The following is a 13632-nucleotide window of genomic DNA, read 5'->3' on the forward strand; positions in this document are numbered from 1 at the left end:
CCCCTTACCGCGTTCGTGCCCCCGGCAGGGGCATGCCCACCGCCCAGCGGCATCATGCCGTCAGGCCGCCCCCGCCACGCGAAAGAGCGAGGTCAGAGGCGCGCCCGCGTGGCCTCCAGCAGGCGGACGACCGAATCGTCGGCCACGGTCGGGACCTCGTCGTAGGCGAACCAGCGCAGGTCGAGGGACTCGTCGCTGATCGCTTCCACCGCGTCGGCCGGGGCGAGGGCCGCGTACTGGACGTCCAGATGCCAGGCGCACGGGGTGTGATGGCGGTCCAGGCGGACCGGGCCGCCCGGCAGGAGCGTCAGGCCGGCGATGCCGGACTCCTCCGTGGCCTCACGGAGCGCGGAGTCCGCGAGGGAGGTGTCCCCCGGCTCGCAGTGGCCGCCCATCTGGAGCCACATGCGCAGCTTCCTGTGGAGGGTGAGCAGCACCCGGCCGCGCTCGGGGTCGATCACCAGGCCGCTCGCCGTGATGTGTCCGGCGCCGCACGCCTTCCACATGCCGTCCGGGTGGGCCGCGAGGTGGTCGAGGTACGCCTGGCGCAGCTCGGCTTGGTCCTCGTAGCTCTTCAGTACGAGGACCGCGTCGTCGTGCAGACTCACTCGGTGTCGTCGTCCTTCTTCTTGAGGTCGGGCTTCTCGGTGGAACCGCCCCCGGCGGCCTCGCCGAGCATCTTGTCCAGCTCGGAGAAGTCCATCTGCTCGCGGTGGACGAAGCCGTCCGGGTCGTCCAGGTCGGAGGCGGTGGGCAGCATGTCGGGGTGGGCCCACAGGGCGTCGCGGCCGTCGACACCGCGCGCGTCCGTGAGGGACGCCCACAGGCGGGAGGCGTCGCGCAGGCGGCGGGGGCGCAGCTCCAGACCGATCAGCGTGGCGAAGGTCTGCTCGGCCGGACCACCGGTGGCACGGCGGCGGCGCAGGGTCTCCCGCAGGGCGTCCGCGGACGACAGGCGCGGCTTCGCGGCGGCGTGCACCACCGCGTCCACCCAGCCCTCCACCAGCGCCAGGGCGGTCTCCAGACGGGCCAGAGCCGCCTTCTGCGCCGGGGTGTCCTCCGGCTGGAACATGCCCTGCTGGAGCGCCTGCTGCAGCTCCTCGGGGTTCTGCGGGTCGAACTGCCCGACCACGTCCTCCAGCTTGGCCGTGTCGACCTTGATCCCGCGCGCATAGCCCTCGACGGCGCCGAACAGGTGCGAGCGCAGCCACGGCACGTGCGCGAAGAGACGCTGGTGGGCGGCCTCGCGCAGGGCCAGATAGAGCCGCACCTCGTCCTTGCCGACGCCCAGGTCCTTGCCGAACGCCTCCACGTTCAGCGGCAGCAGCGCGGCCTTGCCGGCCGGTCCGAGCGGCAGGCCGACGTCGGTGGATCCGACGACCTCGCCCGCGAGCACGCCCACGGCCTGCCCGATCTGCTGGCCGAACATGGCGCCGCCCATCGACTTCATCATGCCGATCAGCGGGCCGGCCATGGCCTGCATCTCCTCGGGCAGGATGTCGCCCATGGCGCCGCCGACCCGCTCGGCCACCGGGTCGACCAGCTCCTTCCAGGCGGGCAGGGTCGCCTCCACCCACTCCGCGCGGCTCCACGCCACGGCGGAGCCGGCGCCGGACGGCAGGGACGTCGCGTCGTCCAGCCAGAGATCGGCCAGGCGGACGGCCTCCTCGACGGCGGTGCGCTCGGCGGGGCCGACGCTCTCGTCCTTCGTGCCGTCGGCGGTCCCCTGGGAGACCGTCTGGCGGGCGATCTGCTTGGCCATGTCCCAGTTCACCGGGCCGCCCTCGTACGAGAGCATCTGGCCCAGCTGCTGGAAGGCGGCGCCCAGGTCGGTGGGGTTCATGGAACCGAACATCGCGGCGAACGGATTGTCGGCGCCGGGGCCGCCGGCCCCGGGGAACCCGAAACCGAACGGGTTGGCCGGGCCCTGACCACCACCGCTCTGCTGGTCCTTCTTCTTGCCCTCGTCGCCGTCGTCCGGCTCCTCCGGCGGAAGGCCGAATCCGAATGGGGTGTCACTCACGGGATTCCTCGGCTGATAGGGCCATCGGGTTTCTCCGACGGCACGGCTGCCCGAACACCACCCAGCGTAGACACCACGGCGGGTTAAGGCCTCGGTGCTCCGCCGACCGAAGGCCTGCGGCAGGATGGATGCCACCTGGTACGCACGCGTCACCCGCGTTCGTACTGAAGACAACCGCTGGAGACGCCCGGTGAGTTCCCCAGATCCGCAGGTTCGCGCAGCGCGAAACCACTCAACCAGTCCCGCCGTGCGCGGGCCCGTCGTCGCGGTCACCGGTGCCGCGTCCGGCGTAGGAGCGCTGCTCACCGAGCGGCTCGCCGAGTCCGACGAGATCCGGCAGGTCATCGCCATCGATGAGCGGCGCGGCGAGTGCGCGTCCGCCCAGTGGCACATCCTCGACGTGCGGGACCCGGCGATCGCCGAGAAGCTGCGCGGGGCCGACGTGGTGGTGCACCTGGCCGTCGACCTCGACCTGGGCACCGACTCGGCGGCCCGCAGCGCGTACAACGTGCGCGGCACGCAGACCGTGCTCACGGCGGCGGCCGCGGCCGGGGTGCACCGCGTCGTGTTGTGCACGTCGGCGATGGTCTACGGGGCGCTGCCCGACAACGAGCTGCCGCTCTCGGAGGACGCCGAGCTGCGGGCGACCGCCGAGGCCACGGGGGTCGGCGACCTGCTGGAGATCGAGCGGCTCGCGCGCCGGGCGCCGCGCGCCCATCCTGGCCTCAATGTCACCGTGGTGCGTCCCGCGACCCTGGTCGGCGGGACGGACACGGCGCTGACCAGGTATTTCGAGTCGCCGCGGCTGCTGGTGGTGGCGGGGTCGCGACCGGCCTGGCAGTTCTGTCACGTCGAGGACCTCTGCGGGGCGCTGGAGTACGCCGTGCTGGAGAAGGTCGACGGGGAGCTCGCCGTCGGGTGCGAGGGGTGGCTGGAGCAGGAGGAGGTCGAGGAGCTCAGCGGGATCCGGCGCATGGAGCTGCCGTCCGCGGTTGCGCTCGGGGCCGCCGCCCGGCTGCACCGGATCGGGCTCACGCCGTCACCGGCGGGGGACCTGGCGTACACGATGTACCCGTGGGTGGTGAGCGGGAGCCGGTTGCACGACGCCGGGTGGCGGCCGCTGTGGACGAACGAGGAAGTGCTCGCGGAGCTGCTGGAGGAGGTCGCCGGGCGGCACACCGTGGCCGGACGACGGCTGGGGCGGAAGGACGCGACGGCCGCGGGTGCCGCCGGTGCGACGGTCGCGCTGCTGGGTACGGCGGCGCTGGTGCGGCGGGCGCGGAAGGCCCGGGGCAGACGTTGACGGGTGCTCCGGCCGGTCCGGGGCGCGGGTGAGGCACGATGGGGGTATGGCTGTGAATGATGATCACCCTGGTGAGCGGGGGGCCGCGGAGCCCATCAAGCTGATCGCGATCCGGGAGGCGGCGCTCTCCCTCGACGAGGTGTTCCGGGCGGTCGGGGACGACGCGGCCGGGGGGACCGCGCTGTTCGTGGGGACCGTGCGGAACCACGACGGCGGGGCCGATGTCGACGAGCTCGGCTATTCGTGCCACCCGACGGCCGAGGCCGAGATGCGGCGGATCGCGGAGAAGGTCGTCGCCGACTACCCCGTGCGGGCGCTCGCGGCCGTGCACCGGGTGGGGAATCTGAAAGTCGGGGACCTGGCCGTGGTCGTCGCCGTGTCCTGTCCGCATCGGGGCGAGGCCTTCGAGGCGTGCCGCAGGCTGATCGACGACCTGAAGCACGAGGTGCCCATCTGGAAGCACCAGCGGTTCTCCGACGGCACCGATGAATGGGTCGGAGCTTGTTGATGGCGTGACCGCGATCGCCCATGCGCGTTCCGGTTGCGTAACCCGGCCCCCGGCGAGAGCGTTGACGGGACGGACGGATAATCTGCTGATCAGTCAGTTGTGGTTGCTTCATAGGGGTTGGGAGGCCGGCATGGCGGCGCTCGCCTGGTTGCTGATTCCACTGGTGGCCGCGATCGGTGCCGGACTGTGGGGTGGCTGGGCCAGCCGGAACCGCAGGAGCATCGAGGACGGCACCGAGCTCGCGGGATACTCGCGCTTCCGCGAGGCCATGGAGCGGTCCCACACCGGCGGCTAGTGCCCACATCGGCCGCCCCGGACGGACGGCCCCGACGGTGCACTGACAGGCCTGTCCCGTACTGTCGTTCCATGCCACGCCGCACCGCGACGATGCTCGCCTCCACCCTGATGCTGATCGCGCTCCTGTGCGCGGGAGTGATCATTCCCGTGCCGTATTCGGAGATGTCGCCGGGGCCGACGGTGAACACGCTCGGGAAGCACGGCGGCGAGCCGGTGCTGCAGATCTCAGGACGCAAGACGTACGCGACGACGGGTCACCTGAACATGACCACGGTCCGTGTGACCAGCGCCGACTACAGGATGAACCTCGTCGAGGCCGTGTACGGCTGGCTGGCACACGACAACAAGGTCGTCCCGCACGACACGCTCTACCCCGACGGCAAGACCGAGGAGCAGTCGACCCAGGAGAACGCCGAGGAGTTCAGCCAGTCGCAGGAGAGCGCGAAGGTCGCCGCCCTGAAGGAGCTGGACATCCCGGTGAAGTCCTGGGTGATCGTCTCCACCGTCCTCAAGGACTCACCGGCCGAGGGCAAACTGCACGCCGGTGACGTGATCAAGTCCGTCGACGGCACGGCGGTCAAGGCGCCCGAGGACGTCGCGAAGCTGGTCACCGAACACAAGCCCGGCGAGGACGTGGACTTCGTCATCGTGCCCGCGAAGGCGCAGGCCGCCGCCGAGAAGGCGAACAGGACGGCGACCGAGACCGAGAAGGTCACGATCACCACGGCCAAGTCCGACGACACGGGCGCGGAGCGGGCGATCGTCGGGATCTCCGCCGGGACCGACCACACCTTTCCGTTCACCATCGACATCAAGCTCGCGGACGTCGGCGGCCCGAGCGCCGGACTGATGTTCGCCCTCGGTATCTACGACAAGCTGACCCCGGGCAACCTCACGGGCGGCAAGTTCGTGGCCGGCACCGGCACGATCGACGACGAGGGCAAGGTCGGCCCCATCGGCGGCATCGAGATGAAGACGGTCGGCGCGCGTGACAAGGGCGCCGAGTACTTCCTGACGCCCAAGGACAACTGCGCCGCGGCCGCCAAGGACACCCCCGACGGACTCACCCTCGTCAAGGTCGACACCATCGAGGACGCCCTCGGGGCCCTCAAGGACATCCGCTCCGGCGACACGGCCGACCTGCCGAAGTGCAGCACCAAGGGCTGACAGGAGCGAGGTGACGGCGCACGCGCGCGTGGGGGCGCCCTCCGGCTCGGAGGGCGCCCCACAGTCGTAGATCGGATCGTCGTAGATCCGAGTGCCGTGGACCCGACCCGTCGTGGATCCGATCGTCTCGGACCCGGTCGTCGTGGGCCCGAGGGTGGTGCGGTCGGGGATCAGTCCACGAAGGTCGCGGACAGGGCCTCCGCCAGGCCCGGGACCAGTTCGGGGCCGGTGAGGACCTCCGTGGGGGTGTCCTTCTCGCGCAGGCGCAGGGCCGAGTCGCGGGAGCCGTCGCGCAGGACGGCGACCGTCATCCGGACCTCCTGGCGGTCGGGGTGGGAGGCCACCCACTTGGTGAGCCGGGCCCCGTCCAGGTCCTCCGGGACGGATGCCTCGGCGGACGGCGGCAGCATCAGACGCTCCACGGTCAGGGCGCAGCCGACCACCGCGTCGGGCCAGGCGATGGTGCCGAGGAACTCGTCCAGCGCCTTGCCGGCGGGGATCTCGTCCTGCTCGATCGGGGTGAGACCGGAGGCCTCGGACGCTTCCTGCAGACCGAGCTGGTCCGCGAGCGCGGGTTCCTGGGCCCGCAGACGCGCGGTATCCACGAGGGCGAAGAGGCGAGCGGGCTGGTCCCAGCCGAGGCCCGAGGCGTACTCGTCGATCTCGAGCACGGCCCGGGTGAGGGGGTTCGCTGCCATGGGAGTGTTGGACATGGTCACAATCCTGCCTCGTTCGTTCCCGGAAGCGGGAACCGAGTAAAGCGTGAGTAAGTTGCATAGGTGAGGCCCCTGCGATCACGGGGCCCGCTGGAGGGTCCGTAGACGCGGGCCTGACGTATCGACAGCGAACTTCGAGGTGCGCACCTTGGCTTTCCAGATGCCGGACCGCGGCGGAGGCCCGACGGGGCCGCGGATCAGAGTGGGCCGACCGTCCCGACGTGTCCGGACCCTGCTCATGACGCTGGGCGTCCTAGCCGTCCTCGGCATGGCGTTCGTCATGTTCGCGGGGTTCTGGACGGACTGGCTCTGGTACCGGTCGGTGAAGTACTCCTCCGTCTTCACCACCACGCTGTGGACGAAGATCGGGCTCTTCTTCGTCTTCGGGCTGCTGATGTCGGCCTCGGTCGGCTTCAACATCTGGCTGGCGCACCGGCTGCGGCCGCCGCTGAGCGCGATGTCGATGGAGCAGCAGAGCCTCGACAGGTACCGGATGGGCATCGCGCCCTACAAGAAGTGGCTGCTCCTCGGGATCACCTCCCTGGTCGGCCTCATCGCCGGTGCCTCCGCCTCCGGGCAGTGGCGCACCTGGCTGATGTGGGTGAACGGGGTGCCCTTCGGGCAGAAGGACCCCCAGTTCGACCTGGACGTGGCCTTCTACGCCTTCGACCTGCCCTGGTACCGCTTCCTGCTCGGTTTCGGCTTCGCCGCCGCCGTGCTCTCGGTGATCGCCGCAGCGCTCACGCACTACCTCTACGGCGGCCTCAGGGTCACCTCGCCGGGAGCGCGTGCCACCGCCGCGGCCACCGGGCACCTGTCGGTGCTCCTCGGCATCTTCGTCGCGCTGAAGGCGGTCGCCTACTGGCTCGACCGCTACGGGCTCGCGGTGAAGTCCAGCGACTTCAAGGCCACGGGCAACTGGACCGGCCTGCGGTACGTCGACGCGAACGCGTACCTGCCGGCCAAGACGATCCTGTTCTGCATCGCCGTGATCTGCGCGCTGCTGTTCTTCGCCACCATCTGGCGGCGCACCTGGCAGCTGCCGGTCATCGGCTTCGGTCTGATGGTCCTCTCCGCGATCCTCATCGGCGGGCTGTACCCGGCCATCGTGCAGAAGTTCCAGGTCCAGCCGAACGAGCAGGCCAAGGAAGCGCCGTACGTCGAGAAGAACCTGGCGGCGACCCGGCAGGCCTACGGCATCGACGGGACCGATGTCCAGGAGTACTCGGGTGTGAGCGACACCACGGACAAGGCCAAGCTCCGCAAGGACGCCGACACCACGGCCAGCATCCGCATGCTCGACCCGAACATCGTCTCGCCGACGTTCCAGCAGCTCCAGCAGATGAGGAACTACTACGCGTTCCCCACGAACCTGGACGTCGACCGGTACAGCAATGAGGACGGCGCGGAGCAGGACACGGTCATCGGCCTGCGCGAGCTGAACCTCGCCGGCATCCCGAAGAACAACTGGATCAACGACCACTTCCGTTACACGCACGGGTACGGCGTGGTCGCCGCCAAGGGCACCGAGGCCACCTCCGGAGGCCGCCCGGTCTTCACCGAGTCCGACCTGCCGTCCAAGGGCGACCTCGGCGAGTACCAGCAGCGGGTCTACTACGGCGAGAAGACCACCCAGTACTCGATCGTCGGCGGTCCCCAGAAGGAGATCGACTACTCCGACGACAGCGGTGAGAAGACCACCAGCTACAAGGGCGGCAGCGGGGTCAACCTCTCCAGCCCCATCAACCGCGCCGCGTACGCGGTGGCGTTCAACGAACCGCAGATCCTCTACTCCGGTGCCATCGGCGAGGGTTCGCGGATCCTGTACAACCGCACGCCCAAGGAGCGCGTCGAGGCCGTCGCGCCGTGGCTGACCATCGACGGCGACGCCTACCCGGCCGTCGTCGACGGCAAGATCCAGTGGATCGTCGACGCGTACACCACCACCAACGGGTACCCGTACGCCTCCCGCACCACCCTGGGCGACACGACGGCCGACTCGCTGACGGCGGACAACAGCCAGCGCGCGGTGGTGGCCCAGCAGAACCAGGTCAACTACATCCGCAACTCGGTGAAGGCGACCGTCGACGCGTACACGGGTCAGGTCAAGCTCTACCAGTGGGACACCCAGGACCCGGTCCTGAAGACCTGGATGAAGGCGTTCCCGGGCACGGTGGAGTCGAAGGACGACATCTCCGACTCGCTGCTGGCCCATCTGCGGTACCCGCAGGACCTGTTCAAGGTGCAGCGCGAGCTGCTCACCCGCTACCACGTGAAGGACGCCGAGACGTTCCTCAGCGGCAGCGAGGTGTGGCAGGTCCCGGACGACCCGACCAACACCTCGGGCAACGCGGTGCCGCCGTACTACCTGAGCATGATGCTGCCGGGCCAGACGGAACAGGCGTTCTCGCTGACCACGACGCTCACGCCGAACGGCCGGGACAACCTCAGTGCCTTCGTGGCGGTCAACGCTGAAGCGGGCACCAAGGACTACGGCAAGATCAGAATTCTGAAACTGCCGACCAGCGAACCGATCGACGGGCCGAAACAGGTCCAGAGCCAGTTCAACTCCGAACAGGACATCGCCGAGACGATCAGCCTCCTCAAGAGAGGTGACTCGCAGGTCGAGTACGGCAACCTCCTGACGGTCCCGCTCGACGGCGGACTGCTCTACGTGGAACCCGTCTATGTGCGAGGCGGCGGGCTCAAGTACCCGTTGCTGCGCAAGGTGCTGGTCACCTACGGCGGCAACACGGCTTTCGAGGACACCCTCGACGCGGCGCTCAACAAGGTGTTCGAGACCGAGGGCGCGCCCACCGAGCCACCGCCGGAAGACCCCGACGAGGGCACCGACGAGCCGCCGACGTCGGGCGATCCGACGGTCCAACAGGCCCTGGAGGAAGCTCAGAAGGCGTTCGACGAGGGGCAGCAGGCCCTCAAGGACGGCGACTGGGAGGCCTACGGCCGGGCCCAACAGGACCTGGAGGACGCGCTGAAGCGGGCCGAGGACGCGCAGTCCAAGGCCGACGGGACCGGCGGCAGCGGCAGTGAAGACAGCGACCAGGGCGGCGACGGAGGCTCCGGAAGCGGCTGATTCAAGGTTCCGTCCCGCGCCGTGGTACGGTTGCAACGCAACGGCGCGGGGTGGAGCAGCTCGGTAGCTCGCTGGGCTCATAACCCAGAGGTCGCAGGTTCAAATCCTGTCCCCGCTACTGAAGTTGAAGGCCCGGATCCTCCAAAGGATCCGGGCCTTCGACGTGTTGGCGGGGGTACTCGGGAAATCTGTGTTTGACTTGTCGCTCTGTGGGCATGTCGACAAAACGCTGTAGTGACCTCAATGGCTGCGGTATACCAGGTGTACCCAGGTTGCAGGTGGTGCGACGATGGACGTTATGGGGGACAAGGCAACTCTGTTGGAGACAGGGCGGTTTGCGCAGCCTGCCGACATTGCGCTGCCTGCCGACTTCGTGCTGCCCGCCGAGTCCGCCTCGTCGGTCGAGTCCGCGGGGGTCGCGGACGAGGTCGAGACGGGCGACGCCGTCGAGGAGGCGCGTCAGCGGCTCGCCGCCGAAGCCGGCGACACCGAGGCGATGAGTGTCCTCGGCGCCATGCTCCTGCGCCGCGGCGACCTGGACGGAGCCGAGCCCTGTCTGCGGGCCGCCACCGCGGCCGGGGACCGGGCGGCCGCCAACAACCTGGGCGTCCTGCTGCACCAGCGCGGGTACGCCGACGAGGCCGCCGGCTGGTGGCGGGTCGCGGCCGTCGCCGGGTCCGCCGCCGCCGCGCACGCGCTCGGCCGGCACCACCGCGAGCGTGGGGACGAACCGGCCGCCGAGTACTGGCTGCGCCAGTCCGCCGAGCAGGGGCACGCGCTGGGCGCGTACGCGCTCGCCGACCTGCTGGAGCACCGCAGTGACGCCGCCGCCGAGCGGTGGATGAGAGTGGCCGCCGAGCGCGGACACCGCGAGGCCGCCTACAGGCTCGCGCGGACGCTCGACCAGCGCGCGGAGCAGGAGGAGCGCACCGCTGTGCGCGAAGGTCGGAAGATCGCGCGTGCGGCGCTCGAGATCGGGAGCGGCCCCCGCGAGGGCCGTGCCGCCGTGCGGGACGGCGGCGGGCAGGCCGTGGGCGCGGGGGAGCGCGGTACCGACAACGGTGTCGGGGCGAGCGCCGCCGAGGAGGCGGAGCAGTGGTACCGGCAGGCCGCCGCGCGCGGGCACCGGCGGGCCGCGCTGCATCTCGGGGCGATCCTGGAGCGGCGCGGGGAGCTGAAGGAGGCCGGCCGCTGGTACCTGACCTCCGCGAAGGACGGTGAGCCGCGTGCCGCGTGCGCGCTCGGGTTCCTGCTGCGGGACGCGGGCGACACGGAGAGCGCGGCCGTGTGGTGGCTGCGGGCCGCCCAGGACGGCAACGGCAACGCGGCGAACGCGCTGGGCGCGCTGCACGCCGAGCGCGGCGAGACGCAGACGGCCGAGCGCTGGTACCGGGCCGCGATGGACGCGGGGGACGTCAACGGCGCGTACAACCTCGGGCTGCTCTGCGCCGAGCAGGGGCGGACCGCGCAGGCCGAGCAGTGGTACCGGCGCGCCGCGTACGCCGGCCACCGGGAGGCGGCGAACGCACTGGCCATCCTGCTGCTCCAGGTCGGCGACGCGTCCGGTGCGGAGCCGTGGTTCTCCAAGGCCGCCGAGGCCGGGAGCGTCGACGCCGCCTTCAACCTGGGCATCCTGTTCGCCGGGCGGGGCGACGACGCAACGGCACTGGTCTGGTACGAGCGGGCCGCTGCCGCGGGGCACACCGAGGCGGCGCTGCAGGTCGCCATAGCGCGACTGCGGGACGGTGACGAGCGCGCCGCCGAGCGGCATCTGCGGTGCGCCGCCGGTGGAGGCAGCGCGGAGGCCGCGTACCGGCTGGCCGCCGTGCTCGACGCGCGCCGTCCGCCCGCGCCGGCGCACGAGCTGGGTGAGCCGGTGCGGGAGAAGAACGAGTGCGAGGAGTGGTACGAGCGGGCCGCGTCGCAGGGGCATCGGCGGGCGCAGGTGCGCGTCGGGATGCTGGCGGCCGGGCGGGGGGACGTGGTCGAGGCCGCGCGGTGGTACCGGGCCGCGGCGGAGTCGGGGTCGCGGAACGGCGCGTTCAATCTGGGGCTGCTGCTGGCCCGGGAGGGGAGTGAGCCCGAGGCCGCCGTGTGGTGGGCTCGGGCCGCCGACGCGGGGCACGGACGGGCGGCGTTGCGGCTCGCCCTCGTCTACGCGCGTCGGGGTGAGCTGGTGGAGGGGAAGCGGTGGGCCGACCGGGCCGTGGCGCTCGGGCCGGCCGAGGTGGCGGAGCGGGCGGCGCGGTTGCGGGACGCGTTGCGGGACGAGTTGTCGGCGTAGGGGACTCTGGGTCCGGCTGGGCGTGCCCGGGGGCTGCGAGGGTGCCCGGGGCGTGTGCTGGGCGGGCGGAGTCTCGCTCACCCGCGCTTGCGGGGTGCCGCTGCGCCCACCCGTGCCGCCCCAGCGGCACGACCGCCCGCAGCTGTGTCGGATCCGGGGTGCCGCTGCGCTCGCCCGTGTCGCCCCAGCGGCACGATTGCCCGCAGCTGTGTCGGGTCCGGGGTGCCGGTGCGCTCGGGTTTGGCCTGGTGGTTAATGGATTTGCTCTGGTCGGCGAGGGTGACGTAATGTTCTGTTCATCGACGCGGGGTGGAGCAGCTCGGTAGCTCGCTGGGCTCATAACCCAGAGGTCGCAGGTTCAAATCCTGTCCCCGCTACTGAAGGCCGATGGCCCGGAACCATGAGGTTCCGGGCCATCGGTGTTTTTCGTTCAGGTTCACTTTCAGGTGTCGAAGAAGAGCCCCGGCCGCTGTGCGGACGCTGTTGGTAAATCCGGGGGCCTGCGTGACGACGGCCTGCACGACCCCGTTGGGGTTGTGCAGGCCGTCGTCATGTTCGTGGGGTGGGTTCGTGTCGTTGCGTGGGGTGGATCTGGCGGAGATTCCGGAGGAGACCGCGCGGCTGGCGCGTGCGGTGTTTCCGAAGGGGTGTCTGGTGATGCGGGTTCGGGATGCGCTCGGGCCGGTCTTCGCCGATGCCGACTTCGAGGAGTTGTTCTCGGCGCGGGGGCGGCCGGTGGTCTCGCCGGCGCGGCTGGCGCTGGTGTCGGTGTTGCAGTTCGCCGAGGGTCTGACCGACCGGCAGGCTGCGCACGCGGTCCGTTCGCGTCTGGACTGGAAGTACGCCCTGTCGCTGGAGCTGGCCGACGTGGGGTTCGACTTCTCCGTGCTCAGCGAGTTCCGGGCCCGGCTGACCGAGTCGGATGCGGGCCGGGCGGTGTTCGACGCGGTGCTGACGGCCGCCGGGGAGGCCGGGCTGGTCAAGGCGGGTAACCGGCAGCGCACGGACGCCACCCATGTACTGGCCGTGACCAGGGATCTGAGCCGGCTGGAGTTCGTGGTCGAGACACTGCGGGCGGCTTTGAACCAGATCGCCGAGGCGGCCGGGGACTGGCTGATGGGGTTGGCTGCGCCGGAGTGGTTCGACCGGTACTCGGCGCGTCCGGAGGACAGCCGTTTCCCGTCCCGGTGGGCCGCCCGGATCGAGCACGGCGACCAGTGCGGGGCCGACGGCACGGTGCTGCTGGAAGCGGTCTGGTCGACATCGGCACCGCCCGGCCTGCAGCGTCTTCCCGCGGTGGAGTTCCTCCGCCAGACCTGGGTGCAGCAGTTTCACCGCGTCGACGGCACCGTGCGCTGGCGGGAGCCGAAGAACACCCCGCCCGGCCTGATCCGCTTACGCACCCCGCACGAGCCCGGGGCCAGGACCGGAGCGAAGCGCGATCTGGCCTGGTCCGGATACAAGGTCCACCTCAGCGAGACCTGCGAGCCCGACGCCCCGCACCTGATCACCCACATCCACACCACCCCGGCACCGGTGACCGACAACGCCGTGCTGGAGGACATCCACACCGCCCTTGCCGACCGCCAACTGGTGCCGGACGAACACCTGCTGGACGCCGGATACGTCGACGCCGAGCAGATCCACCACGCCCGCCGCGATCACAGCATCACCCTCGTCGGACCGGTCGGGAAGAACACCATCCGGCAACAGGCAACCGGCGACGTCTTCGACAGCACGCGCTTCACCGTCGACTGGGAGCAACGCCAGGCCGTCTGCCCCGGCGGCCACACCAGCGTCCAGTGGAGAGACGCCCAGAGCCACCGCGGCACCCCGGTCACCCGCGTCCGCTTCGCCGAACGCCACTGCACCCCCTGTGAACTGCGGACTTCCTGCACCACCGCCGAAACCGGCCGCAATCTGACCCTGCGCCCCAAAGCCGAACACGAGATCCTCCAGCAGGCCCGCACCGAGCAGGACACCCACCACTGGCGCCGCCGCTACGGACACCGCGCCGGCGTCGAGGGCACCATCTCCCAAGGCGTCCAGGCATTCGGCCTGCGCAGATCCCGCTACCGCGGCCTCGCCAAAACCCGGCTGCAACACCACTTCACCGGCGCCGCCATCAACCTCGCCCGCATCGATGCCTGGCTCACCGGCAGACCGCTCGCCCGCACCCGCACCTCACCCTTCGCAGCACTCCGCCCCGCTGAATGAGATCCAGCGGGGCGGATTTACCA

General features: G+C 70.7%; 10 protein-coding genes and 2 tRNA genes. 9 read left to right on the forward strand and 3 right to left on the reverse strand.

Features of this window, described 5'->3' with window-relative positions:
* Nucleotides 1–92: 92 nt before the first annotated feature.
* Both GWK25_RS06490 and GWK25_RS06495 read right to left on the reverse strand, forming a co-directional pair.
* On the reverse strand, nt 93–608 hold the full coding sequence (locus GWK25_RS06490) for an NUDIX hydrolase (RefSeq protein WP_215448894.1): 516 nt from the start codon (nt 606–608) through the stop codon (nt 93–95).
* The gene (locus tag GWK25_RS06495) at nt 605–2023 is read right to left on the reverse strand and encodes a zinc-dependent metalloprotease (protein WP_215448895.1); all 1419 of its coding nucleotides are present in this window, start codon (nt 2021–2023) and stop codon (nt 605–607) included. Before GWK25_RS06495 ends, GWK25_RS06490 begins: the two co-directional genes overlap by 4 nt.
* A 190-nt stretch (nt 2024–2213) precedes the next feature.
* Between GWK25_RS06495 and GWK25_RS06500 the strand changes: the two genes are divergently transcribed.
* The 4 genes from GWK25_RS06500 to GWK25_RS06515 all read left to right on the forward strand — a co-directional run bounded on the left by GWK25_RS06500 (nt 2214) and on the right by GWK25_RS06515 (nt 5298).
* Complete coding sequence (locus tag GWK25_RS06500; protein WP_215448896.1) at nt 2214–3326, forward strand: SDR family oxidoreductase; 1113 nt, start codon at nt 2214–2216, stop codon at nt 3324–3326.
* A 46-nt stretch (nt 3327–3372) separates the two neighbouring features.
* Nucleotides 3373–3834, forward strand: coding sequence for a molybdenum cofactor biosynthesis protein MoaE (locus GWK25_RS06505; protein WP_215448897.1), 462 nt, complete (start codon nt 3373–3375; stop codon nt 3832–3834).
* Between the two features lie 103 nt (nt 3835–3937).
* On the forward strand, nt 3938–4129 hold the full coding sequence (locus GWK25_RS06510) for a hypothetical protein (RefSeq protein WP_215457968.1): 192 nt from the start codon (nt 3938–3940) through the stop codon (nt 4127–4129).
* A 71-nt stretch (nt 4130–4200) separates the two neighbouring features.
* The gene (locus GWK25_RS06515; protein ID WP_215448898.1) at nt 4201–5298 is read left to right on the forward strand and encodes a PDZ domain-containing protein; all 1098 of its coding nucleotides are present in this window, start codon (nt 4201–4203) and stop codon (nt 5296–5298) included.
* A 170-nt stretch (nt 5299–5468) separates the two neighbouring features.
* Here the strand turns inward: GWK25_RS06515 and GWK25_RS06520 are convergent, their stop codons facing one another.
* On the reverse strand, nt 5469–6011 hold the full coding sequence (locus tag GWK25_RS06520; protein ID WP_251828751.1) for a PPA1309 family protein: 543 nt from the start codon (nt 6009–6011) through the stop codon (nt 5469–5471).
* Between the two features lie 163 nt (nt 6012–6174).
* Here GWK25_RS06520 and GWK25_RS06525 point away from each other — a divergent pair, with 163 nt between their 5' ends.
* The 5 genes from GWK25_RS06525 to GWK25_RS06545 all read left to right on the forward strand — a co-directional run bounded on the left by GWK25_RS06525 (nt 6175) and on the right by GWK25_RS06545 (nt 13609).
* On the forward strand, nt 6175–9108 hold the full coding sequence (locus GWK25_RS06525) for a UPF0182 family protein (RefSeq protein WP_215457237.1): 2934 nt from the start codon (nt 6175–6177) through the stop codon (nt 9106–9108).
* Between the two features lie 44 nt (nt 9109–9152).
* Nucleotides 9153–9226: transfer RNA gene (locus GWK25_RS06530), tRNA-Met, on the forward strand.
* 171 nt (nt 9227–9397) lie between these two features.
* The gene (locus tag GWK25_RS06535; protein ID WP_215448900.1) at nt 9398–11392 is read left to right on the forward strand and encodes an SEL1-like repeat protein; all 1995 of its coding nucleotides are present in this window, start codon (nt 9398–9400) and stop codon (nt 11390–11392) included.
* 303 nt (nt 11393–11695) lie between these two features.
* Nucleotides 11696–11769 (forward strand) — tRNA-Met (locus GWK25_RS06540).
* Between the two features lie 193 nt (nt 11770–11962).
* On the forward strand, nt 11963–13609 hold the full coding sequence (locus tag GWK25_RS06545; RefSeq protein WP_215448706.1) for an IS1182 family transposase: 1647 nt from the start codon (nt 11963–11965) through the stop codon (nt 13607–13609).
* Nucleotides 13610–13632 lie beyond the last annotated feature (23 nt).

The sequence above is a fragment of the Streptomyces sp. ATCC 21386 genome, assembly GCF_018728545.1.
GTDB lineage: Bacteria > Actinomycetota > Actinomycetes > Streptomycetales > Streptomycetaceae > Streptomyces.

Bases quoted from the DNA above. Each gene is read 5' to 3' on its own strand.
- GWK25_RS06505 (WP_215448897.1), top strand. From the start codon at position 3,373: ATGGCTGTGAATGATGATCACCCTGGTGAGCGGGGGGCCGCGGAGCCC.
- GWK25_RS06515 (WP_215448898.1), top strand. From the start codon at position 4,201: ATGCCACGCCGCACCGCGACGATGCTCGCCTCCACCCTGATGCTGATC.
- GWK25_RS06525 (WP_215457237.1), top strand. From the start codon at position 6,175: ATGCCGGACCGCGGCGGAGGCCCGACGGGGCCGCGGATCAGAGTGGGC.
- GWK25_RS06520 (WP_251828751.1), bottom strand. From the start codon at position 6,011: ATGTCCAACACTCCCATGGCAGCGAACCCCCTCACCCGGGCCGTGCTC.
- GWK25_RS06535 (WP_215448900.1), top strand. From the start codon at position 9,398: ATGGACGTTATGGGGGACAAGGCAACTCTGTTGGAGACAGGGCGGTTT.